Source organism: Microcoleus sp. A2-C3 (assembly GCF_036706065.1).
Lineage (GTDB): Bacteria > Cyanobacteriota > Cyanobacteriia > Cyanobacteriales > Microcoleaceae > Microcoleus.
Map to the genome: position 1 here is coordinate 1 of NZ_JAUBVX010000080.1, position 23,846 is coordinate 23,846.

Below are 23,846 nucleotides of genomic sequence, written 5' to 3' on the forward strand. Positions count from 1 at the left end.
TTCTGAAACTTTACCAAAATGGGATATCACGATTATCCCATTTTGACTGGTATTTTATTTTTCCGCGAGTCCCTTACCATATTTCTGGACTCCCAACGATTTTGACCAGTTCCTCATGGCTCCACTGCTCAACTATTTTGATTTTCAGTGCTGCTGACTCTTGTTCTTCCCTCATCTGACTACCAGATTTCTGGACTCTCAACTATTCTTGACCTGAATCCTTACCTCAAAACTATTCCTCCTTTCCCATTCTCCCATTCTCTCATTTTCCCATTCTTCCCACTCGCCCAGCGCTTCTCAAGATTTGGCAAGCTAAAATCGCCGCCCCAAATCCGTTATCAATATTCACCACACCCACACCAGCGGCACAAGAATTAAGCATAGTTAAAAGAGGAGCAATCCCGCCAAAACTCGCGCCGTAACCAACACTTGTCGGCACCGCAATCACCGGACAATCCGCTAAACCCGCAACCACACTCGGCAAAGCACCTTCCATACCAGCAACCGTAATCAACACATCAGCATCATCAATCACGTGCCGATTATTCAACAAGCGGTGAATTCCAGCAACTCCCACGTCCCACAAACGCCGCACCTGAAAACCGCAAAGTTCCGCCGTAACTGCCGCTTCTTCCGCCACAGGCAAATCCGCTGTTCCCGCACTGATGATAGTCACAGTACCCGGATGCTGCCAAGTTGGGGAATTAGCAGAAATTGCACAAATTCGAGCTTTTTGGTAGTAGCACAAATCGGGTATTTTTTGCTGCAATTGCTCGAAAACGAACGGTTCAATTCGCGTCGCCATCACCACAGGATTTCGCCCGCGCATCGCCTCGATAATTTCGACAATTTGGTCTGGTGTTTTCCCTGGGCCCAAGATGACTTCAGGAAAACCAGTTCTTAAGGTGCGGTGATGGTCAATTTTGGCAAAATCACCGACTTGTTGAAAGTCAAAATGCTTTAATTTGTCCAAAGCTGCGATCGGGCTAACATCGCCGGCCGCCACGGATTCGAGTAACTTCTGTAAAATTTCAGGTTCCATGAATTAATTTACTAATGACCAATGACTACTGACTAATGACCAATGACAACTGACAACTGACAACTGACAACTGACAACTGACTATTCGGCAATTTTTAGTTCATACAAATTCCAGAAAGCACCGCCGATCGCACTATAGCGAATTCCGGATACGCGATCGCGCACCGCCTCAAAAGTCAGCGGATTCACCATATAAATAAAAGGCACTTGTTCCGCTATAATCCGCTGCGTCTCCCCATAAAGCTCCTTGCGCTTCGCCTCGTCAAGCTCCTGAGAAGCCTTCACATAAAGGTCATCAATTTTCTGCTCCCACTCCGCCACTTCCCAACCCTTAATCGGCGGTTCTGTCCCTAACGGGCCCTGGTTGAAACTGTGTAAAGTCCCCTTAACAGACCAAATATTGTAGCCGCTGTGGGGTTCCAGCCCTCCCGTAAAACCGCCGAGATAAGTATCCCAATTTTTAGTCAAACGCAGCTTTTCGACATAAGTGTTAAAACTCAGAAACTGCGTGTCAATTTGCATCCCCAGTTTACCCAAATCTTGTTTAATTTGCGTTCCCATTTGCTCCCGCGCTTTTTTACCAGCAGCCATCAACAAAGTAAAGCGCACTTTGTTACCCTCAGTATCCAACAATTCGCCGTTACTATTATACTTGAATCCTGCACTTAACAGTAACTCTTTCGATTTCTGCGGGTCGTAACTGTAAGTTTTCAATCCCTGTTCTGGAGACAAGTAAAACGGGCTTTGCGCCGGAATTGGGGAATGCAGCGGCGCGCCAAGTCCGCGATAGATATTGTTAGTCATGGCGTCGCGGTTGATGCCATAGGCTACGGCCTGCCGAAACTCCTTACTCGCGAACCAGCGAGACTTAACCGGGTCTACAAACGGCTGATTTTGAGGATTGCGCCCCTTATTCAGATTGAAACACATAAACACGCTGCCAGTATCTGGGCCGCCATTAAACACCGTATATTTTCCACGTTTTTCCTCCCGTTTCAGCAGCGGGAACACCTCCGGCTGCACGTCCAGAGTATCCAAATCGCCCGATCGAAAATTTAGCAATTGATTATCCGTATTTTCGATAATTTGCCAGACAATTTGCTGGATATAAGGCTGACTGTTACCTTCTGTATCTTTGCGCCAAAAATATGGATTTCGTTCCAAAACAACGCGCTGGTTGGGAGTATAGCTCAACATTCGGTATTGGCCGTTACCGACAATTTTTTTGGGGTCAGTATCCGTGCCCCAAGCAGACAGGTATTTAGGCTTACCGTCAGCCTCTGTATTGGTGGCATATTCCTGCAAAATATGAGCTGGTAAAATTGGTATTCCCCCAGCAAATCTAACAAAAGGAGCAAAAGGTTCTGCCACTGAAAATTCAACGCGGCGGCTGTCAATTTTTTTGAGTTTGGGCAATTGACGGCTTATACCAACCCTCAGAGTATCTTTCAATCCGCTAGGAATTTTATCATTGAAATAAATTTTTTCATAGGTGAAGATAATGTCATCAGTTGTCATCGCTTCGCCGTCAGACCATTTCAAGCCATCTCGCAGGGTGAAGACAATCTTTTTGCCATCTTTAGAAACTTCCCAGGACTCTGCTAAACCAGGTTCTAGCTTCGATGTCAAGCCGTTTTCGTTGAGCAATCCCTCGTACATATAGCCAAAAACGCTATATGCAGATTGATTTAGCGGGTAATTGAAGGTAGACGGGCCGCTGGGGGTGGGAACGATGAGTCTGTTTGCTAAAGTCGATCGCACCGGAGTACAAGCAGACAGACTGATAGTGGCAATTAGAGCTAGCAAAACAGCCAGCCAGCGGCGCTTTGAATGTAAAATAGGGAAATTTTTCATAAGAATTTAGTTTACCACCTGCGTGCAATTATGACTGAGATTGTAGCCAACCCAGAAAGTCTTCAGTGCGCGAAAAATACTTAGTTATCCCGACTTCCTGCAAAGCATCTCGAACTTTCGACAGACCAAATTCTTTGACGTTACCGCTGAGAAATACTTTGCTTTCTGTAGAATGCGATCGGGCATGACTAAGGATACAGTGTAGAATCAAATTGTCTGTTGGGTCTTTTTTGATGATAGCTGTGTTTAAACTCGATTGAATAATCTCTAAATTTAGTACAATCATTTCTGCATTTTCTGACATCAGAGAAATTGCTTCTCGCAACCGCAATTCAAGTTCATCTATTCGTTCTAGATAGTAAAGTAATGACTCTTCTAGGTAAAAAGATAGAGATGCGACTTTTTGAGAGGTAACATCTCGCTTTGTTTCACTAATTTGACGACTTAGCTGTTGCTTAAAAGAGTTGTGTCGCTTCAACTCGTCCTCGAAAGCTGACCAAGCCGACCTATAACAAACGCTGGGTATGACTAACTGAACTGAGGAAGACAAATCTCTAAGCAACATAATTGCTTCAGCCTCACGCCCTGTAGCAATACTCATCAGAAAGTTGGTCTCGATATATATAATTGCCACCTAATTCCACTCCTGATTTTGTTGTTTCACCTGCGAGTAATGGCAGCAAACCGATGGCTGCTATCTGCTCCGATGCTGGCGAAATCTTTGATTTCCAGTTATAATCTAAGTCATGCAGCCACGTTTCTATCAGCCCGCCAAGGGTAAGTTCAGAGAGCCATTTACTGCCAAACGTAGGCATATAATAGCGACATATTTCACCAGTATTGAGAGTGCAAACAGGTTCTGATAAATTCACGCCATCCCATTTGAAAATCAAAATTTTTTCCGCGTCAATAAACATAGCATAGGGAACGATCGCGTTTTTTTCAGACAGGTTAGCTAATACAGCTTTCAGCCAATCGATCGCGCGATCGACAATTTTCTGTTTCGCCGCTGCTTCTTCAGCTTGAATAATTTTAACCTCGATTAGCACGACTATGCGATCGTCCTTATCCAACGCGATCACATCCGCGTCTACAGGAAATTGTAACTCCCAGTTGTCAGTGTCCATGATTTCAGGCTTCCTAGCGATTTTGGATTAAACAATTGACTCCACAGTCAATTTTAGATGATAGAGTTCTATTTTTGGCCCAGCAAAACTACAGCATAGGCTGCAATTCCTTCCTCTCTCCCCACGGGGCCTAACTTTTCGTTAGTAGTAGCTTTGATGCCAATTTGGTCGGGTTTTAATTGTAAAACACCAGAAAGCCGATCGCGCATTTGCTCAATATGCGGTTTCAGCTTCGGACGTTCGGCCACCACCACCGAATCAATATTGCCAATTTCCCACCCTTTATCTAATATTAACTGATTGACTTGTGCCAGCAACACTAGACTGTCTGCACCTTTCCATTTCGGGTCAGTTGGCGGGAAATAAAGCCCGATATCTCCTAAACTGAGAGCTCCCAGCATCGCGTCCATGATCGCGTGGGTGAGCGCGTCAGCGTCGCTGTGTCCTAATAAGCCTAATTCGTGGGGAATGTGTACGCCACCGAGGATCAGAGGGCGTTCTGGAACTAAGCAGTGAATGTCGTAGCCGTTACCAATGCGGATGTTCATGTCAAAAAGTAGATGTTTGGGGAACGCAGACAGTAGGAAATTATTGCACAGTTTGTCTGGCGATCAGCGAGTTTTTTGGGCGATCGACTTGTTTTACTTTTGGGCAGATATTGGAGGAATGCGATCGGCCGTTAAAATTACTACTTTCCCATCTTGCCAAACAGCAATAGATTCACCTAATTTGCGGTGTCTTTCTATAGCTGCGGCAACTGCCGATTTCAGTCCAACATTAATTTTTGTAGATAAAAGTTGTCTGGGTTTTGATTGTTTCATTTTATTTTTGAGTTATTTGATTCCAGCTTTCAACATTATAGATTATCTGTTCTTCCTCGATACTCCCTTCTGCCACTAACTGAGCAGTTTCGTGAGAGTTGTCATAGATAATCCAATTGTCGCACAGTGGCAAATACAGAGCAATCAAATTTCGCAGTCCTCTGTCATAGCGACGGCGGATGACATCTTCTGGGATAGAATGACCGCCGCTAGCTACCCGTCGGGCTACTCTTGCTATGGCTAGTTCTGGCGATCGCAACCAAAAGTAAATTAAGTTAATTGTATAATCTTTTGTTTTACAACTTCTGAGAAAAGCTGCAAAGCTGCGGGCCGCCAGAGTAGTCTCAAAGGCAAAATCAGTTCCAGAATTAGACAGAGTTTGCAGTCTTTCTAGCATAATGCGTCCGGCGGTAATGGCTACGGACTCTTGATTGAATGGTGAAAGTGCCGCCGCGATCGCATCAGCATTGACATATTCAAAACAGTCCAGAAAGTTGGGCAATAAACTCATTGATGCTGTGGTTTTCCCGGAACCGTTAGCGCCGCCAATTATGTAAAGATTCGGCATACATTCAACAGTTAAATTTACACTAAAGAATGAAAATTAAATAACTTACAATCTTTATTGTTCTTGTGGGATGGGCGTCCCGCCCGTTCTTTCTGGACGGGCGGGACGCCCATCCCACAAACTTGTGTAAATTATTTAATTTGCGATCCTAACTTTAGTTAATTAATCCGCTAGCAAATCCGGCCGCCTTTGGCGAGTTCTGGCAATTTGCTGTTCCTTGCGCCAGCGAGCAATTTGGGCGTGATTCCCAGACAGCAACACATCGGGCACCTTCAATCCCCGAAAATCCGCCGGCCTAGTGTACTGCGGATAATCCAAAAGCCCGTCTTCAAAACTCTCAAACTTCAGGGAATCTTCCTTTGCTACAGTTCCCCGCAGCAATCGCAAAACCCCATTAATCAAGGCCAAAGCGGGAATTTCGCCCCCCGTGAGCACAAAATCGCCCAGAGACACCTCGCGAGTGACCAAATGCAGCACTCGATCGTCCACACCCTCATAATGTCCGCAAATCAACACTAACTGATCGCATTCCGTCGCGAATTCCCGAAACATCGGCTGCTGCATCGGTTCCCCTTGCGGAGTCAGCAAAATCACCTCCCGCCTCGGCAAAATCGGCAGCGACTCCACCGCCGCAAAAATCGGTTCCGGCTTCATCAGCATCCCCACTCCACCCCCGTAAGGCTCGTCATCGACTCGCTGGTGCTTGTCTGTGGTAAAATGGCGGGGATTGACAAAATTTACCTCAGCAATCTTTTTAGCTAAGGCTTTGCCCATCAGTCCCGATGCTAGGGGAGCCAGGAAAAAGTCTGGAAATAGGGTAACAACGTCAAATCGCACAATAATTGGAATTTATTGACACATCACCCTCTAGTTTGACCCTTAGAGGTAGATCGGTTTTCAGTAATTGCTTTATTTTTTATAATTTCTTATAATTTCTGAGAATTTTTGTAAGTTAAATTCTCTTCCTTTGTTTACGGGCTAGTTTTGTATAAAGATCATCTGTTCTCAGAAATCTGTTCTCAGGACAGCCGATGCGAGTAAACTCACCCCAAACGACTGCGGGATAGTCCTACCCCGCACCAAAAAAATATTCACTCTTAAAAAGCCCCATTGTACCCACAGCCACGGCAAAATTAAATTTCACATCTCACAGAGGAAGACACACCATGCAGCAGTTGACATCTCAAGCCCTAGAACACAATATTGCCCAGCGCACAAAAACCTCGATTATGGTCATCGGGGGGGCCGAAGACAAAGTTCACGGGCGAGAGATTCTGAATACCTTTTTTTGCCGTGCTGGGGGTGCAAACGCTCGGCTGGCGATCGTCCCCTGCGCCTCGCGAGATCCCGAAGGAATTAGCAACCGCTACCGCACCATATTTGATGAAATGGGCGTTAGCGCCGTCAAAGTCATTGACATCCGCGAACGCGAACAAGGCGAAAACCCAGTCTGGAAAGATTATTTAGAAGACTGTACAGGCGTATTTATCACAGGCGGCGACCAACTGCGACTCTGTGGGCTGCTGGCTGACACCCCGCTGATGGAGAAAATTCGCGAATATGCTCTTTCGGGCAAGATTACCCTCGCCGGCACCAGCGCAGGTGCTGCGGTGATGGGATATCACATGATTGCAGGCGGCGGCAGTGGCGCCCCGCCGAACCGTTCTTTAGTAGACATGGCAAACGGACTGAACATTATTCCTGAGATCATCGTAGACCAGCATTTTCACAACCGCAACCGCATGGCTCGCTTGCTGTCGGCTGTGGCTTGCCATCCCGATCGCCTTGCTATTGGTATTGATGAAGACACCTGCGCTTTGTTTGAGGGAGATGATACTATGAAAGTTCTAGGTAAAGGCACTGTGACTATTGTTGATTCTAGGGAAAATTTTTATACCAACGAAGCCCTAGTAGGAGCGACAGAACCCTTAAGTCTGTTCAATATGCGCTTGCACGTTCTGTGTCACGGAGATTGCTACAATATGCCCCTAGGCAAACCAATGCCATCGGCAGCCTGTTCCGAGTCGGGATGGCCTGTGGAATGCCGCACAGCTAACTAAACGCAGAACATTAGAGTCATTGATTCGGGAGAAATTATGCGGCATTCCGGCCGAATAATGGATACGACGAAAGGATATATTCCGAACCAGCCACAGGCTGACGCCAGAAGGTAGAATCACAGAAGATTCTACCTTCTGACTTCTAGTTTATTGCTGCCATTGACTTGTACTTCTGTTTAGCCGATCGCTCAGCCATAAATTTTCAACACTGGCCAGTCCAAAAACGGGTACAAGCCCCGACGCTATGAATGTGGAGAACCCAAGATTTTAGATCAAAATTCAAGCTTCCAGGTTGATCTGTAGAGTAAATCTAAAATCTAAAATCTAAAATCTAAAATAGACTGGCGGCCCATAACTGGAAATTCAATGCCAAACTGTTCGCAGCGAACAGTCGATCGAGCAATCTAGATCCAAATTGAATAAATGCTCCAATTACCTATAAGATTTAGCGACCCATACCCCTCTTACTGTCATGAAAATACTTAAAATTCAGACGTTACGCGGCCCCAACTACTGGAGCATCAGACGCCACAAACTTGTCCTCATGCGTCTGGATTTAGAAGAGTTGGCAGATAAAACCACAGCGCAAATTCCTGGATTCTACGAAGGGTTGATTGCCGCGCTGCCGAGTTTGGACGACCATTACTGTTCTCCCGGCCATCGGGGAGGCTTCCTGCAACGTGTCAGAGAAGGCACGATGATGGGACACGTCATCGAACACGTAGCCCTAGAACTTCAGCAAATGGCAGGAATGCCGGTCGGCTTCGGTCGCACCCGCGAGACTGCCACACCAGGCACTTACCAAGTAGTAATCGAGTATCAAAACGAACAAGCAGGTCGCTATGCTACCCGCGCGGGTGTGCGGATGTGCCAGAGCATTGCCGATACTGGCTCTTATCCAGCCGCAGAATTAGTCCAAGATTTAAGAGATCTCAGAGAGTTTGCTTTGTCGGCTGCCCTTGGGCCGAGCACGGAAACACTGATTAAGGAAGCAGAAGCTCGCGGTATTCCCTGGATACCCTTGAGCGCCCGGTTTATGATTCAACTAGGCTACGGGGTACACCAAAAGCGGATTCAGGCAACTCTGAGCAACCGCACGGGAGTTTTGGGGGTAGAACTAGCCTGCGATAAGGAAGGTACTAAAAATATCCTCGGTGCTGCCGGCGTGCCGGTTCCCAGAGGGACGGTGATTAATTATTTGGATGAACTGCGCGCGGCGATCGAAGATGTCGGCGGTTTTCCGATCGTCCTTAAACCCCTAGATGGCAACCACGGACGCGGAATTACGATCGACATCAACTCCTGGGAAGTAGCAGAAGAAGCCTACGACTTAGCCAGCGCAGCATCGAAAACCAAAAATGTGATTGTTGAGCGCTATTACACCGGCCGCGACCACAGAGTATTAGTCGTCAACGGGCAAGTAGTAGCAGTAGCAGAACGAGTCCCCGCTAACGTCGTGGGTAACGGCAAGTCTACAGTAGAACAGCTCGTTGAAGAAGTGAACCGCGATCCACAGCGGGGAGACGGACACGACAACGTGCTCACCCGGATCACGATCGACAAATTGACCCTCGATTTGCTGCAAAAACAAGGATACGCGATGGACTCCGTAGTGCCCGCCGGCGAAAGAGTATTTTTGCGCGCGACAGCAAATTTGAGCACCGGTGGCATTGCAGTCGATCGCACCGACGAAATCCACCCCGAAAACGTCTGGCTGTTTTCCAGAGTCGCCAAAATCATCGGTTTGGACATCGCCGGCATTGACGTAGTAACATCCGACATTTCCCAACCCCTGCGCGATACGAACAGCGTCATCGTCGAAGTCAACGCCGCACCGGGTTTCAGAATGCACGTCGCGCCGAGTCAGGGTTTGCCCCGCAACGTCGCCGGCGCAGTCTTCGATATGCTTTTCCCATCGCCTCAACCCAGCCGGGTGCCGATTTTAGCGGTAACTGGAACCAACGGCAAAACTACAACCACTCGCCTGCTGGCCCACATTGTCAAGCAAACGGGTCAAATTACCGGTTACACGACTACCGACGGCACTTACATCGGTGAATATTTGGTCAATAGCGGAGATAATACTGGGCCGCAGAGTGCTCAGTTGATTTTGTCCGATCCGACGGTGGAAGTGGCGGTGCTGGAAACGGCTAGAGGTGGAATTTTGCGATCGGGCTTGGGCTTCGATCAGTGCGATGTGGGCGTTGTTTTGAACGTCGCAGCCGATCACTTGGGCATCGGCGATATCGAAACCGTGGAACAACTAGCCAAGCTCAAGAGCGTCCTCGTCGAGTCAGTAATGCCCAAAGGCTATGCAGTTTTGAATGCAGACGACCCGCTGGTATCACATATGGCGCAGCGTGTCAAGGCTCAAATTGCATATTTTTCGATGAACCCGGACAACGAACTGGTTGCCAAACACACCGCAGCGGGCGGGCTGTCTGCGATTTACGAAAATGGGTATTTGTCAATCTTAAAAGGCGATTGGACACTGAGAATTGAGCAGGCTGTGAATGTGCCGCTGACGATGGGCGGGCGCGCGCCGTTTATGATTGCTAATGCTTTAGCGGCTTGTTTGGCGGCTTTTGCCCAAGGAGTGAAAATAGAGGATATTCGATCGGCTTTGTCAAGCTTTCAAGCATCCGTCGGTCAAACTCCCGGACGGATGAATTTGTTTAATTTGGGCAGCTATCACGCTTTGCTGGACTACGCCCACAACCCGCACAGCTACAAAGCTTTGGGCAGTTTCGTGCTGAATTGGCAGGGAATGCGGATCGGGGTAGTTGGTGCGCCAGGGGATAGACGAGATGAAGATTTTGTCACCCTGGGCAAACTTTCGGCCGATATGTTCGATCGTATTATTGTCAAAGAAGATATTGACAGACGTGGCCGAGAACCCGGTGTCGTGGCTAAGTTGATTTGTCAGGGCATTGCCGAGGCGATCGCTGCACGCACCCCAGATCAATCCAAAGTTCAATACGAGTTGATTCTCGACGAAACAATTGCTGTTAACAAGGCTTTAGATGAAGCGCCGAAGGGCAGTTTGGTGGTGATTTTACCGGAAGGCGTCACCAAAGCTCTGACTTTGATTGAAGCGCGGAAGCCGATTCAGGAATCTGTGGTAAATGCTGCTATTGTCGATCGGGTTTCTGAATCGCAGAATAGTTTAAAACCGACAGTGGTAAATCAAGGCTAAACTGTAAATTTTCATTGAATTAATAGGTTGGGTTTAATTGCGTTAAACCCAACCTATTTGTTTGAAAAATTACGTAGTTTTTGTGCTTTTTAAAATTTTAGCCTGCTCCATCGCCAGTATGCAAATCTTTCAATAATTTTTCGGCCAGTTCAATCAGTTCGCATACAGATTTTTGCGTAAGTTGTGTAGTTTTAAACCCGTGAGCAATAGCATTCCGCAAAGAAAGCGCATTCATTAATAACTGATACTCAGATTTAGAAATTACGCCCTCCACCGTCAGTTGTTTCACTAAATACAGCGGATATAATCTTTGCAAACTTAGCTTTTCTTTCTGGGCAACAATCCTCAAAGTTGCCTCAACTAAAGACCAAGAATATAGCATTGCTGACTCTAAATGTTGTGTGACAAGTTGCTTGGCAACTTGTAAACCCAACTCTATTTCATGTTCTTGAAAAGAATCCTCAGCTTTGGGAACCTCGACTGCATCCTCCGAGTTAGTCATCACTAACTCAAACCTCCAACCAGGATTTTCTGCTACTGCTTGGGCTAAATTGCGTAGATATGTACTAGAGGGTGAGTAGAGTGAAGCGCGTGACTTGACTACAATAACCACCGACTCTTCGCCCCGGCGCACTATCAGATCCGGGCGATAGCTTTTAAGGAAGTCCGGTAAATCTTCAGAGTTTGGATGAAATGAAATTTCATAACCTTTCTCACGATACTCCTCTGCTAGTTTTAGCAGTCGCTCTCTTTCTATGTTTGCAGTTGCGGTTGCGATCATGTCAGTACCTCTTGATCAGGAGCATCAATTACGACAATGTGCAAGAATTCATTGCCACGGGCAAATCCTTCCGCCAGAATTGAGGTCATATTTTCTACTTTAAAGTTACCTGATAAATTCCTCTTGCGGGCTAGGACATCAGTTACTTGATCGTCATCGACATAGCGTCGCCCGATAATTGCATCTTGAATTGGCTTTACTATATTGTCCACATCGATTTTAACAGAATCGTAGAAATAAGTTATCTGGAGCATAACTAGGCCAGTAGCTGTTTTCTGCTCCGAAGACCAGTATTTTTCTGCCTCTTGCCTCACCGTGATTTTCCAAGCTTTAAGACGATCTCGCCTACGAGCTTGTTGTGATACTGGTGGGCCATCTACTATGAACTCAAATCTCGCCAAAGTGTTTCTAAATAGAAGATTGGGGATTATTTTACCTTTTAACTACCACCCACTGAGTAATCGGTGCCAGTTGTAGGGTGCGTCGCTCGTTTAATCTGGCGTTGTGGGGCGAGAGTTGTTTTTGGCGACGCACCCTACGTTGAATTAAGTGAACCGTATTGTGCTAAGCAGTTCCGCATTTAAATTGTGTGTCAATAATCAATCAAACAATGAGTGGGGTGGGCACGCGAGCCCGCGTCGAATATGCAATTTAAATGCAGAATAGCTTATACTTAAGAAAAACTTTGTAAATCTTCCTCAGATAGCTGAGCTATTTTCATTAATGCTCTCAAGGTTCCAACTTTCAAATCTTGATTTCGGTGAACAGGAATTGACAAAATTTGTTCTAGTTCCGGGTTTTCATAGATATGATGACTGCCGGTAACTCTTTTCAAAACCCAACCTTTCTGCTCTACTATTTTACAAAGTCGCTTCCCCGAAATAGATTTCATACAGCAATTTCCACGACTCGATCTGTGGAGGCAATTGCTTCACGACTATTAGCAACTTCGAGCCAACCTTCAATCGCATCTTTTAAATTAATTATTACTTCTTCTATCGTGTCTCCTTCAGTTATGCAGCCGGGAAGCCCTGGAACTTCTGCCCAATAGCCACCTTCTTCTGCGGGATGTACGATCGCTCTAATTTTCATACATTTATTGAGTGAGGTATTTTTCAAACACTAAAGCTATAAAAACCCGGTTGCTACGCAAAATCTTCGTTGTGAACGATCGACTTTAAGGCAGAAGCCGGGTTTTTGACTCCGCTTGTATCTAGGAATATCGTCAAACATATTATAGCAAATATCAATACTAAAGCGTCCTAACCGCCAAGGCGGTTGCTATAAAGCAAAATCGCAAGATAATACCATTTTTCTAAAGATATGCTGATGAAGTCTGAGCCAAGCCGAACTCACGGGGGGGGTTGGGGGGGTAATATCTAGCGCTACTTTCTGAAATTGGTATAAATTGCCAATCCGAACCAATCTAACTATAGAATAAGGAAAAAGCAAGCAGCAGGGTTGAAAAATGAATGAAGCCGATCGCACCAGAGTCGAAACATTCATCACACGCTGGGACGGTTCTAGCGGTAACGAACGGGCAAACTACCAGCTATTTTTTTCGGAAATGTCCGATGCGCTGGGAGTCGATCGCCCGATCGATAAAGGCAGAATTCCCAACGATCCCTACTGCTTTGATAAAGATGTCAAAATTTTTCACCCCAGCGGGAAAGTGACTCCGGGGTTTATCGACTTTCACAAAGCAGAGCATTTTTTAATAGAAGCAAAACAGGGCGGAACCACGGGTAAAAAGGGAACTGCAAAGCGAGGAACCAATACCTATTTGCGAGAAATGGAGAAAGCCTTTGTGCAAGCAGTTGCCTATACGCGCAGTCTCAGCAGCAAACCGCCGTTTTTGTTAACTTGCGATATTGGCGACCATTTTGAGTTGTGGATGGGATTTAGTGGCGACTATGGTGGCTATGGGGCGCGGCGAGAAATTGGGTTAACCGAACTCCGAAAAGCGGATGTTTTCGATCTGTTTGTGGATATTTTCAGCAATCCGCAGCAGCGCAACCCGGAGAAGATTGCGGCGCGGGTGACGCGGGAAGTGGCGGCAGATTTGGCAGAGTTGGCGAAGGGAATGGAGGCGAATGTCGATCCGCAGCAAGTCGCCCAGTTTTTGATGCGCTGTATTTTTACTATGTTTGCTGAGGATGTGGGGTTGCTGAAGGAACATCTGTTTACTCAGGCGCTGGAAACGCGATGGATTCTCAACCCGAAGACGTTTAAACCGGAGGTAGAGGCGCTGTGGGAAGCGATGAATGAGGGGACGATTTTTGGTTTTCATGGCAAGTTGTTGCGGTTTAATGGCGGATTGTTTGCGGATTCTGGCGCGTTTGCGTTGACAAAGGCGCAGTTGCAGGTGTTGTTACAGGCGGCGAAACGGGATTGGTGTAATGTGGAACCGGCGATTTTTGGGACGTTGTTGGAGAGGGCGCTGGATACGCGGGAAAGAAGTAAGTTGGGGGCGCATTATACGCCGCGATCGTATGTGGAACGGTTGGTAAAACCGGTGGTGATGGAGCCTTTGGGCGATCGCTGGATTGCGGTACAAGCGGAGGTTAAACAGTTGCTCAACGCGGGGGAAGCGGAACCGACTGCAAATCAGCAAAAAAAGGCGATCGCAGTTTTAGAGGCATTTTTGACGGAGTTACAACAGGTGAAAATTCTCGATCCGGCGTGTGGATCTGGGAATTTTTTGTATGTGACGTTGGATTTGTTGAAGGGGTTGGAGTCGGAGGTGTTGCGGCGTTTGGAGGATGTTACAGGCGCGGCACAGTTGCGGTTGGATATTAATCAAGTGAATCCGAGTCAGTTTTTGGGGATTGAGATTAATCCGAGGGCGGCGGCGATCGCAGATTTGGTAATTTGGATTGGCTATTTGCAGTGGCATTTTCGGCGATTTGGGGATCTTCCGCCGATCGAACCTGTGTTGCGGGAGTACAAGAATATTGAACACGGGGATGCGGTGTTGGCCTATGACGGGGTAGAACCTGATGTCGATGCGGCGGGGAAGGTACGGACTCGCTGGGGGGGACGGATGATGAAAAGTCCGGTGACTGGTGAGGATATTCCCGATCCGACAGATCAAGTAACGATTTATCGGTATTTGAATCCGAGGGCTACGGTGTGGCCGGAGGCGGATTATATTGTGTCGAATCCGCCGTTTATTGGAAATGCGAGGATGCGGGAGATGTTAGGGGATGGGTATGCAGAAACGTTGAGGAAAGTTTATAAGGATGTGCCGGATACTGTTGATTTTGTAATGTACTGGTGGCACAAAGCAGCGGAATTGGTTCGATTGAGTCAAGTTGAGCGATTTGGATTTATTACCACAAACAGTATTCGCCAAGTTCGGCAGCGGAAAGTTATTGATTTTCATTTTGCACAGAAGAGTCCAACCAGATTAATTTTTGCTATTCCCGATCACCCTTGGATTGATGGAGGTGCAGCAGTCAGAATTGCAATTACAGCAGGTGAATTAGATGACCTCAAAAAGCCTGTAAGGATTGCCGAACTTGGTACAGTAGTTGCTGAGTGTGAAGGAGAGACACCCGAAGACTCAGCAGAGCAAGTAGAAGTGCAGTTGCAGAAGGTAGGGCTAATTTTTAGTAACCTTCAAGCTGGTGCTGATTTAACTCAATCTCAACCGCTTCTGGCTAATGATAGGATCTCCAGTCGAGGTGTTATGCTATTTAGTTCGGGGTTTATTGTTGAGCAATCTGACTTTAAAGAGATTGAGTCTGAAGTTCTTTTCTCATACATCAATGGACGAGACTTTATGCAACGTTCTCGCAATGTGCGCGTCATTGATTTATTTGGTCTAAAAGCTGATCAAGCTCAAGAACTATATCCAAAAGCATTCCAATGGGTGTTAGATAAAGTTAAACCTGAACGAGATACTAACCGTGATAAGAGCCTCCGAGAAAACTGGTGGATATTTGGTCGTCCCAGAACTGAAATTCGACCAGCACTAAAGGCACTACAGCGTTACATGGCTACAGTAGAAACAGCGAAACATCGAGTATTCGTATTTTTAGATCGAAATGTTTTACCTGATAATATGTTGATTGCGATCGCCCTTGATGATGCTTATTTCTTGGGAGTTCTTTCGAGTCGAATTCATGTTGTGTGGGCAGTAGTAGCAGGCGGAACATTAGAAGATAGACCGCGTTACAACAAAACTCGATGCTTCGACCCCTTCCCATTCCCCGACCCAACCGAAACCCAAAAACAAACCATCCGCGAACTCGGAGAACGCCTCGACAGCCACCGCAAACGAGTCCAAACCGCTAACCCCGAAGTCACCATCACCGGGATGTACAACCTCCTCGAACAACTCCGCAAAGGCGAACCCCTCAACGACAAAGACAAAGCCTTCAACCAAAAAGCCCTAGTCTCCACCCTCAAACAAATCCACGACGAACTCGATACCGCCGTATTTGCCGCCTACGGTTGGGAATCCACCCTCACCGACGACCAAATCCTCGAAAACCTCGTCACACTCAACGCCCAACGCGCCGAAGAAGAACGCAACGGACAGATTCGCTGGCTGCGCCCCGACTACCAATCTCCCGGCGAAACCTATGTACAACCAACTCTCGAAGGTATCATCACCGAAACCGAAACCGCGATTATTCCCACCGAACAACAACCCTTTCCCAAAACCCTCAAAGAGCAACTTTCCGCCATCCGCGACTTATTGGGCACCCAAAGCGGCGAATGGACTGCTACCCAAGTCACCTCCCATTTCAAAGCAGCAAATCGCAAACAAAAAGTCATTCTCGACTGTTTGGAAAGCTTGGAAGATTTGGGAATTTTGCTCAGTCACGATGAAGGTGGCGTGACTTTCTGGCATCTTGCAGAAGTTTAGGGCGTTGCACTTGTTATCATGAGCTTATCCATCAAGAGGTTATCTAATGCTAGAAACCACCATCTTAGAAACCCTGGTCAAGTTGCCAGATTCCCTGAAACAGGAAGTGCTACACTATGTAGAATTCTTGGCGGCAAAATATGCAACTAACGAGTTTGCCGTAAATCCTCCTCAAAAGAAACGTCAAGCAGGGATGATGAAAGGCACATTTGTTTTACCGCTTTCCGATAACTTTGATGTACCATTAGAGGATTTTCAGGAGTATATGGAATGAGTGCATTGCTCCTCGATACTCACACTTTTATTTGGTTTTCAGAAAATGCTCCTAACCTATCACTTACCTTGAAGGAGCAGATTGAATCCGCCGATAGAGTCTATTTGAGTATTGCCAGTCTTTGGGAAATTGCCATCAAAGTCAGCATTGGTAAACTGAAACTGCAAACAGACTATGCAGACATCGAAGCTCAGTTACCTGCTGCTGGCATCTTGTTACTGCCAATTTCATTTGCGGATACTGTACAGGTTCGCAACCTACCATTCCATCATCGCGATCCATTCGATCGCATTTTAATTGCTCAATCCATTAATCATTCTTTAGTTTTAGTCAGCCGTGATGAAATGTTTGATGCTTATGCTGTTCAAAAACTCTGGGAATAAACTAGATTATTATCGCCAGTGCATCGAAAAGTTACTGATCGAATCGGGTGAAGACCCGCCAATTAATGGTCAGATAGAAGTAGAATTTGTTTTTGACAAAGAACGCGATCGCTATCTGGTTATCGATTTAGGATGGAATGAACATCACCGTATTTATAACTGCTTCATTCACTTAGATATCAAGGATGGAAAAATTTGGATTCAGCGCAATCAAACCGATCGAAGTTTGGCTGATAAATTAGTACAAATGGGGATTTCCAAAGAAGAGATCGTGTTAGGAGTTCAGCCTCCCTATGCGCGAGAGTATACAGGGTATGGAGTTGCATAGGAAATTGCCTCTCCATTAAATTCATCGATCGCCTTTTAGATCAAATCCGCTCTTCATCGGAATGATTCATCATTTCGATCGCGGCGATATGCTTCAACATATTTCGTGACTTCATTCAGCAACGGATTACATCTCAAAAGAGGCGAAACATTCAACATCGGACGCGCCTCATACCAAGCAATCCGATCGTCAATTTCTAGCTGATTATCCAAATAAAAGCTAATCGCATCAAACACTTGAGCAGCCGTCACGAGTTGAAGTAACTTCTGTGGGATTTCTTCAGGCTTTATTCCCGATTTCCAAAACACCACAATATCCCGTACAGTAACTTGAGTGTCTGCAATAATCGGTTCCCCCTGCAAAACTTCAGGATTGCGGGTGACATAGCGAGAAATGCTTGTAGAAGATAGCGAACTGGTCATGACGACCTCATAAAACAATGTAAACTAACTTTCATATTAGCATAGTGGACAGAAGACACCTATCATGATTCATCTCTCTCATCTCTTCCTCTGTGTTCTCTGCGTACTCTGTGGTTAAATAATTCCGATCCAAATCAGAATTGATATTACCCCTTAACTACCGCCCACTGAGTAATCGGTGCCAGCGGTTTCCAACCCACAAAAGAACCGATCGCCCCCGTGCGCTGAATCCCAATTCTGATCAATTCGCCGCCGTGCAAAGAATGCCATTGCAAAACCTTTAATTCGCTTTCAACAGTCACCGCATTTACCACCAAACGGCCGCCCTCACCCAAAGCATTCCAACAAGTTTCTAACAAAGCCTCAGCAGTAACACCACCGCCAATGAAAATAGCATCCGGTTGCGGCAAATTTGCCAAAGCAGCCGGTGCGTCTCCCGCCACGATTTTGAGTTCGGGAACACCCAAATTAGAGGCATTTTCGGCAATATATTCCAGTCTAGTTGGATGACGCTCGATCGCGATCGCCCGACAACTCCGATGACACCGCATCCACTCAATCGCGATCGAGCCGCAGCCAGCGCCCACATCCCACAGCAACTCCCCCGGAATCGGCGCTAATGAAGACAGCGTAACGGCTCTAACCTCCCGTTTAGTCAACTGTCCATCGTGGCGATACGCAGCATCCGGTAAACCCGAAGTGCGGGGAAGCAGCAGAGTTTCGCGATCGGCTGCAACTGCAATGGCGATCGCGTTCAAATCCGCCAAATCCGCCACATTCCAAGCCGCTGCAACCCCCTCGATCCGCCGTTCCGCCTCCGACCCCATCCGCTCGAACACAGTCATCAAACTGCTGCCAAACCCCCGCTGTGTCAACAATTCGGCGACTTTTCCCGGTGTGTGTCGATCGGCACTCAAGACTAGCAAGCGCGCACCGGGATAGAAAGCAAGGGCGATCGAGGCGATCGGGCGATTTGTTAAACTAAAAGTCTCAACATCCGCCAGCGCCCAACCCAAACGCGCGCAAATCAGACTAAAAGCCGATGCTGCGGGAATTATTGTCATTTCGGCGATCGGAATTTGGCGCGACAGCGTGACACCAATCCCGTGACACATCGGATCGCCACTTGCGAGCACGCAAACAGACTCTCCTCGACGGCTGATGATGCTGTCAACTGTTGTTTGTAGTGGTGAAGCCCAAATTAATTTTTCGCGGGTGTCGTCTGTTGGTAGCATTGCGAGGTGGCGCGCGCCCCCGACAACGATTTTAGATTGATCGAGTAGGGAAAGGGCGATCGGGCTCAATCCCAAAAGTCCGTCTTCGCCAATCCCCACCACCGAAAGCCATTTGTCCATTGAGTTTTTACTGTTAATTACAACTTATCAATTCTCAAGAATAATATGGGATTTTTATTCATAATTCTTGCTTCTACTTGCCTCATTCCCAGTCTTTCTGCTACTTTTTGCGACTCGATGTTTGGGCGATTCCCTACGGGATAGCTTCGCTTCACGCAGCTTGCGACAACATACTCAAAGCCAAGTTCATCAATAGATACAAAAAAAACCAATATTAAATATGAATAACAAACAGAAGGAAGTAATCGGGTTCGGCTGCGTAACTGCGATCGCCCTGTTATTCGGATTCATAGGTATTACGGTATGGGAGTTGAGAGTATTTCTAGGTATAGTTGACGGTCCCCCTTGCCTTAACTACGATCATCGGGAAGTACAGCCTTTAATTGTGGGTCAAACGACTAAGCTAAAAATCGGGAGTACCGACGACCCTTCAGGGTGTATTGTACGAAATTCTACGCAGTCCGAGAAAGAGTGGGTGTGGTCGTCCGATAATGCAGGAGTCGTCCAAGTTTCCCTAGATGGAATTGTGACGGGTATTGCGCCGGGAAAGTTTGCCGTCTTCGCAAAAAAAGGTGGAGAAGAAACACTCTCTATGTCCGGTATTGTTTACCCGCCTGATTGGACACTTCGGATTCTACCAGAAGTTGCAACCGTCCGCGTGGGCGATCGCATTACCTTTAAAATGTTTGTCTCCGATTCAAAGGGGAGATTGCTTCCGCCAGTAACTTATTTCCGATTTTCGACTACAGACTATCAGCAACCGATACCTGGTGCACCCAGCAAATCTCCCAATCTGGAGCCGTTGCTTGCTCAAACGCAATCAGCGGGCACATTTCAAGCGCTGCGACCGGGAACTGTTACTATTACTGGGGCAATGGGCGATCGCACTAGCCAAGCCAAATTAACCATAAAATAACAAGTATCGTTGCATTGGTATGAATCTGGGCCAGCGAATCAATTTAACTGAGTCCTGGATGCACTTTAACCAAAGAAACCGGGTTTTTTAGCGAATCTGCGGTCTGCAACCTTTATATTTTTGTAAAAAAGTCTGTTTCTCGCTATTCCTCTGAAAACTATACAAAATTAGCGGGCATTTGTTAAGAAAGTTGAGAATTTTCGCTGCGGGCGATCGACTTGTGATACATTTCTTAAACCTGAAAGCGGGAAAGTCCGGTGCAATTCCGGCGCTGTGCCGCAACTGTGAGAGTCAGAATGCCGATTTCGGGGCGCGTTTTGCGCGTTTACTTGTAGGTTCCCTGCGTCGCACGGGGAAGGAGATTATTTGTTAGTTTTGACTGATTTACCGACTTGTCCGGGCCTATTCTCCGGTTCCCGCGCCCGAGACGGAGTTTTATCGAGAATGCGGATTCCGGGGGGAATTTTAAGCGTACAGCAATGTTGGACGATCGCCAATTTAGTTGATCGCTACAGTACCGGCTGTTTGCAAATCACAAATCGCGCAAATTTGCAAATTAGAGAATTGCACTCAGAAATTCCCCCAGAAGTTTGGCAAGATTTGCAGGAATTGGGATTAGCGTCTCGCCGCGTTGAAGTTGACCCGATTCGTAATATGATGGCAAGCCCAACAGCAGGAATCGACAGACAGCAGTTACTCGATACTCGCCCCCTAGTGAAAGCTTGGGATGATTACCTGCAAACTCATCCTGAGTTATCGGAACTTTCCGCTAAATTCAGCATTGGTTTTGATGGCGGAGAATTAGTTTCAATCCGCAATTTACGGAACGATATTTTATTAGTAGCAGAAAGCCTGCCGACAAATTCTGAAATGGTTTTTCGCCTGTATTTCAACAGCAATACAGGAATTATTATCGAACAATCGCAAACTATTTCAGTATTAGCATCCCTCGCTAATATCTATCTGGAATACACCAAAAATCGGCCGCGAATTGAGGGCAAAAAACCGCGCTTGCGGCACTTGCTAGCTGATTGGGGCGTTGAAAGTTATCTCGAAAAAGTAGAAGCAAAATTGCCGTTTCCCTTGGGGCGAAGCGCGATCGAACTTTCAGAAAGAGCGATCGAACCCAACGCCAATCTCGGCATCCACCGTCAGCGACAGTCGGATTTCTCCTACATCGGCATTGCCCTGCCTTTAGGCAAGCTAGAATCAAAGCAACTGCGGAATTTGGCAAATTTAGCCCAAAATCTCGCCAACGGCACTCTGAGGCTTACACCGTGGCAAAATCTGGTGATTTCCGACATCCCCAACTCCCAAGTTTCTGAGGTCAAACAGCAAATCGCCGATTTAGGATTGCACTCATCCGCAACTAACCTAGATTCCTGCTTAGTTGCTTGCGCCGGTAGCAGCGGCTGCGCGTCGGCGGCGACAGATACTCAAAGTCACGCCCTAGAAATGGCGAGGGATTTAGCGCAAAAACTGACGATCGACCGATCGATAAACATCCATTTCAGCGGCTGCGAAAAATCCTGCGCCCAACACCAGCCAATTGACATCACCCTAATAGGAATTCAGATTGAGCAGGGAAACCAGACGATCGCAGGTTACAACATTTATGTAGGTAAAAAAGACTTGCCCTTTGGACGGCAAATCTTCCCCGCTGTGACTGTAGCCGAGATGCCCCGCGCGATCGAGCAAATGCTGCGCGCCTACCACCAACTTCGAGAACCGGGCGAGTCATTCGGCGAATTTTGCGATCGATGGGCGATCGACAAATTGCAAAAATTACTGAGTTCAGAAAATCATTAAAAGCGAAAAATTGTAATCATCTCCCCTTCTCTTTCTTCCTTCGCGCCCTAGCGCTTACGCGCGGCTTCGCCTAACGCGCCTTCGCGGTTCATTTAAAAAACCTATTTCACCAATCAAACAAAATTGTCATAGCCATTTCAAATAAAGTTAAGTACAGTCTTTTAATTCCCAATGCCCAATTCCCAATTCCCAATGCCCAATTCCCAATTCCCAATTCCCAATTCCCAATTCCCAATTCCCAATTCCCAATTCCCAATTCCCAATTCCCAATTATTTAAATGATTGACTACATCCGAGACGGAACAGAAATCTACACAAAATCCTTCGCCACAATCCGCGCCGAAGCAGACTTGTCAAGCCTACCAGCAGACTTAGAAACAGTCGCCGTGCGACTAATTCACAGTTGCGGAATGACAGATATTGTTGCAGACTTAGCAGCTTCCCCCGGTGCCGCCACCCACGGGCGCAAAGCCCTCGCAGCAGGCGCGCCGATTTTGTGCGATGCGCGAATGATAGCCGAAGGCATCACCCGCAAACGCCTACCTGCTAATAATCAGGTGATTTGCACCCTCTGGCATCCCGATGTCCCGGAGTTGGCGCGCCAAATCGGAAATACTCGATCGGCAGCAGCACTCGATTTATGGCTAGATAAGTTAGATGGTGCAGTTGTCGCGATCGGCAATGCCCCGACTGCTTTATTCCGACTGCTGGAAATGCTAGATGCGGGAGCTCCCAAACCAGCGTTAATTCTGGGTTTCCCGGTAGGATTTGTGGGGGCGGCTGAATCCAAAGCCGAACTCGCTGCCAACAGTCGGGGAGTGCCATTTATCGCGCTACACGGGCGCCGAGGTGGCAGTGCAATGGCAACGGCGGCCGTGAATGCGTTAGCTCAAGAGGACGAACTATGACTAAGACTACTGGTAAATTGTACGGATTGGGTATCGGCCCTGGCGATCCGGAATTGATTACATTGAAAGCTTATCGGATTTTGCAATCGGTGCCGGTGATTGCGTATCCGGCGATGGAAAATGGTAAGGTGCTGGCGCGGGCGATCGTCGCAGATTATTTGCGTCCAGAACAAATTGAGATTCCGATGCCGCTGCCTTTTAGTCCCACGCGATCGTCTCAACCTTATTATGATATTGCAGCCGAGAAAATTGCCGCCCACCTCACCGAGGGCCGGGATGTGGCGGTTTTGTGCGAGGGCGAACCTTTTCTCTACGGCTCGTTTATGTATTTGTTTAACCGCTTGTCGGGAAAGTTTACTACCGAAGTTGTGCCAGGAATTTCTTCGACTATGGCGAGTGCGAGTGCGCTGGGAGTGCCGTTAACTTATCGTAACGATGTGTTAAGTATTATGCCTGCGACGCTGGATGCGGATATTTTGCGCGATCGGCTGGCGCTGGTTGATGCTGCTGTGATTATTAAGCTGGGGAGGCACTTTGCGAAAGTCCGGGATGTGCTGATTGAGTTGGGACAGTTCGATCGCGCACTATATATAGAACGCGCAACTATGCCGAATCAGCGAATTCGGGCGATCGCAGATGTCGATCCGGCAGAGGTTCCCTATTGGGCACTGGTGATGATACCCAGCCAGCAAAAGTCTGTATCTTGAGCTCACAGACGGATACTTGCTTCAAGACAGGAGTTATGGATCTCAAACAAAGTTTACAAATGAGAGATATCGGCCAGATTTATCTGTGCAGTCAATCTAAAATCTCTCATCTCTCACCTCAAATCAACTGACTATCCCGTGCCTGAAAGCGGCACACTTCCAGGCTTATCCTGTTTGTGTCAATTCTTTGCCTTTTTTCCACAATTTACGATAGTTATAGCTCAAGCTTATATCTCCCATCAGTTAAACTGTTGTTACATCTCTTTACAAAGCTGAGAATATGCTTTATGTTTATTACATGGCGGAACACAAAGCCGTCACGAACATTGAAAAATACATAACGCAATCATAAAACAATGACAGCAACCTTACAGCAGCGCGAAAGCGCCAATCTGTGGTCGCAGTTTTGCAACTGGGTC

At 47.0% G+C, this 23,846-nt stretch carries 25 protein-coding genes and 1 riboswitch; of the genes, 10 read left to right on the plus strand and 15 right to left on the minus strand.

Annotated features, from left to right (window positions below):
* Positions 1-262: 262 nt before the first annotated feature.
* From larB to trmD, 8 genes are all read right to left on the minus strand, one after another.
* Positions 263-1,042 carry a nickel pincer cofactor biosynthesis protein LarB gene (gene larB, locus QUB66_RS27710; RefSeq protein ID WP_265238955.1) on the minus strand — a complete coding sequence of 260 codons (780 nt, stop codon included), beginning with the start codon at positions 1,040-1,042 and terminating at the stop codon, positions 263-265.
* A gap of 81 nt (positions 1,043-1,123) precedes the next feature.
* Positions 1,124-2,896 (minus strand): ABC transporter substrate-binding protein, encoded by a 1,773-nt coding sequence (locus QUB66_RS27715; RefSeq protein WP_332970492.1) that lies wholly within the window; start codon positions 2,894-2,896, stop codon positions 1,124-1,126.
* Positions 2,897-2,924: 28 nt separating this feature from the next.
* Complete coding sequence (locus QUB66_RS27720; protein ID WP_332970493.1) at positions 2,925-3,497, minus strand: PIN domain-containing protein; 573 nt, start codon at positions 3,495-3,497, stop codon at positions 2,925-2,927.
* Entirely contained in the window at positions 3,475-4,023 is a 549-nt protein-coding gene (locus tag QUB66_RS27725; RefSeq protein ID WP_332970494.1) for a hypothetical protein, read from the minus strand. Before QUB66_RS27725 ends, QUB66_RS27720 begins: the two co-directional genes overlap by 23 nt.
* Before the next feature lie 68 nt (positions 4,024-4,091).
* The gene (gene ispF, locus QUB66_RS27730) at positions 4,092-4,571 is read right to left on the minus strand and encodes a 2-C-methyl-D-erythritol 2,4-cyclodiphosphate synthase (protein WP_265238959.1); all 480 of its coding nucleotides are present in this window, start codon (positions 4,569-4,571) and stop codon (positions 4,092-4,094) included.
* Between the two features lie 93 nt (positions 4,572-4,664).
* Entirely contained in the window at positions 4,665-4,844 is a 180-nt protein-coding gene (locus QUB66_RS27735; RefSeq protein WP_265238960.1) for a hypothetical protein, read from the minus strand.
* Between the two features lies 1 nt (position 4,845).
* Positions 4,846-5,412, minus strand: a complete 567-nt coding sequence (locus QUB66_RS27740; protein WP_332970495.1) for a zeta toxin family protein — start codon at positions 5,410-5,412, stop codon at positions 4,846-4,848.
* A 162-nt stretch (positions 5,413-5,574) separates the two neighbouring features.
* Positions 5,575-6,249 carry a tRNA (guanosine(37)-N1)-methyltransferase TrmD gene (gene trmD, locus QUB66_RS27745; protein WP_265238962.1) on the minus strand — a complete coding sequence of 225 codons (675 nt, stop codon included), beginning with the start codon at positions 6,247-6,249 and terminating at the stop codon, positions 5,575-5,577.
* Positions 6,250-6,578: 329 nt separating this feature from the next.
* On the opposite strand from trmD, the gene QUB66_RS27750 reads away from it, so the two are divergent.
* Together QUB66_RS27750 and cphA are read left to right on the plus strand one after the other, a co-directional pair.
* A complete protein-coding gene (locus QUB66_RS27750; protein WP_265238963.1) occupies positions 6,579-7,472 on the plus strand; it encodes a cyanophycinase in 894 nt (297 codons plus the stop codon).
* 472 nt (positions 7,473-7,944) lie between these two features.
* Entirely contained in the window at positions 7,945-10,668 is a 2,724-nt protein-coding gene (gene cphA / locus QUB66_RS27755) for a cyanophycin synthetase (RefSeq protein WP_332970496.1), read from the plus strand.
* Between the two features lie 97 nt (positions 10,669-10,765).
* On the opposite strand, the gene QUB66_RS27760 is transcribed toward cphA, so the two are convergent.
* The 4 genes from QUB66_RS27760 to QUB66_RS27775 all read right to left on the minus strand — a co-directional run bounded on the left by QUB66_RS27760 (position 10,766) and on the right by QUB66_RS27775 (position 12,541).
* Entirely contained in the window at positions 10,766-11,449 is a 684-nt protein-coding gene (locus tag QUB66_RS27760; protein ID WP_332970497.1) for a hypothetical protein, read from the minus strand.
* Positions 11,446-11,850 (minus strand): RusA family crossover junction endodeoxyribonuclease, encoded by a 405-nt coding sequence (locus QUB66_RS27765; RefSeq protein ID WP_332970498.1) that lies wholly within the window; start codon positions 11,848-11,850, stop codon positions 11,446-11,448. Before QUB66_RS27765 ends, QUB66_RS27760 begins: the two co-directional genes overlap by 4 nt.
* A 272-nt stretch (positions 11,851-12,122) precedes the next feature.
* The gene (locus QUB66_RS27770) at positions 12,123-12,341 is read right to left on the minus strand and encodes a type II toxin-antitoxin system HicA family toxin (RefSeq protein WP_332970499.1); all 219 of its coding nucleotides are present in this window, start codon (positions 12,339-12,341) and stop codon (positions 12,123-12,125) included.
* Positions 12,338-12,541, minus strand: a complete 204-nt coding sequence (locus QUB66_RS27775) for a type II toxin-antitoxin system HicB family antitoxin (protein WP_106148859.1) — start codon at positions 12,539-12,541, stop codon at positions 12,338-12,340. The genes QUB66_RS27770 and QUB66_RS27775 overlap by 4 nt, the downstream gene beginning before the upstream one ends.
* A gap of 376 nt (positions 12,542-12,917) precedes the next feature.
* Here QUB66_RS27775 and QUB66_RS27780 point away from each other — a divergent pair, with 376 nt between their 5' ends.
* From QUB66_RS27780 to QUB66_RS27795, 4 genes are read left to right on the plus strand one after another with little or no spacing between them, the layout of a single operon-like run.
* Positions 12,918-16,325, plus strand: coding sequence for a class I SAM-dependent DNA methyltransferase (locus QUB66_RS27780; protein WP_332970500.1), 3,408 nt, complete (start codon positions 12,918-12,920; stop codon positions 16,323-16,325).
* A 46-nt stretch (positions 16,326-16,371) separates the two neighbouring features.
* The gene (vapB, locus tag QUB66_RS27785) at positions 16,372-16,599 is read left to right on the plus strand and encodes a type II toxin-antitoxin system VapB family antitoxin (RefSeq protein ID WP_265238969.1); all 228 of its coding nucleotides are present in this window, start codon (positions 16,372-16,374) and stop codon (positions 16,597-16,599) included.
* Entirely contained in the window at positions 16,596-16,982 is a 387-nt protein-coding gene (locus QUB66_RS27790) for a type II toxin-antitoxin system VapC family toxin (protein ID WP_265238970.1), read from the plus strand. The genes vapB and QUB66_RS27790 overlap by 4 nt, the downstream gene beginning before the upstream one ends.
* Complete coding sequence (locus QUB66_RS27795) at positions 16,957-17,310, plus strand: XisI protein (protein ID WP_265238971.1); 354 nt, start codon at positions 16,957-16,959, stop codon at positions 17,308-17,310. Before QUB66_RS27790 ends, QUB66_RS27795 begins: the two co-directional genes overlap by 26 nt.
* Before the next feature lie 53 nt (positions 17,311-17,363).
* Here QUB66_RS27795 and QUB66_RS27800 read toward each other — a convergent pair whose 3' ends face one another.
* Positions 17,364-17,732 (minus strand): DUF433 domain-containing protein, encoded by a 369-nt coding sequence (locus QUB66_RS27800; RefSeq protein WP_332970501.1) that lies wholly within the window; start codon positions 17,730-17,732, stop codon positions 17,364-17,366.
* 146 nt (positions 17,733-17,878) lie between these two features.
* Entirely contained in the window at positions 17,879-19,087 is a 1,209-nt protein-coding gene (gene cbiE, locus QUB66_RS27805) for a precorrin-6y C5,15-methyltransferase (decarboxylating) subunit CbiE (RefSeq protein WP_332970502.1), read from the minus strand.
* A 220-nt stretch (positions 19,088-19,307) separates the two neighbouring features.
* Here cbiE and QUB66_RS27810 point away from each other — a divergent pair, with 220 nt between their 5' ends.
* Both QUB66_RS27810 and cobG read left to right on the plus strand, forming a co-directional pair.
* Positions 19,308-20,003: an Ig-like domain-containing protein gene (locus QUB66_RS27810; protein WP_332970503.1), complete on the plus strand. Its 696-nt coding sequence runs from the start codon at positions 19,308-19,310 to the stop codon at positions 20,001-20,003.
* Positions 20,004-20,233: 230 nt separating this feature from the next.
* Positions 20,234-20,313: riboswitch (adenosylcobalamin-variant (AdoCbl-variant) riboswitch) on the plus strand.
* A 56-nt stretch (positions 20,314-20,369) separates the two neighbouring features.
* A complete protein-coding gene (gene cobG, locus QUB66_RS27815) occupies positions 20,370-21,812 on the plus strand; it encodes a precorrin-3B synthase (protein ID WP_332970504.1) in 1,443 nt (480 codons plus the stop codon).
* A 106-nt stretch (positions 21,813-21,918) separates the two neighbouring features.
* Here cobG and QUB66_RS27820 read toward each other — a convergent pair whose 3' ends face one another.
* Complete coding sequence (locus tag QUB66_RS27820; RefSeq protein WP_332970505.1) at positions 21,919-22,068, minus strand: hypothetical protein; 150 nt, start codon at positions 22,066-22,068, stop codon at positions 21,919-21,921.
* Positions 22,069-22,090: 22 nt separating this feature from the next.
* Here QUB66_RS27820 and QUB66_RS27825 point away from each other — a divergent pair, with 22 nt between their 5' ends.
* Together QUB66_RS27825 and QUB66_RS27830 are read left to right on the plus strand one after the other, a co-directional pair.
* The gene (locus QUB66_RS27825; protein WP_332970506.1) at positions 22,091-22,720 is read left to right on the plus strand and encodes a precorrin-8X methylmutase; all 630 of its coding nucleotides are present in this window, start codon (positions 22,091-22,093) and stop codon (positions 22,718-22,720) included.
* Positions 22,717-23,427, plus strand: coding sequence for a precorrin-2 C(20)-methyltransferase (locus QUB66_RS27830; protein WP_265238977.1), 711 nt, complete (start codon positions 22,717-22,719; stop codon positions 23,425-23,427). Before QUB66_RS27825 ends, QUB66_RS27830 begins: the two co-directional genes overlap by 4 nt.
* Positions 23,428-23,846: the final 419 nt, after the last annotated feature.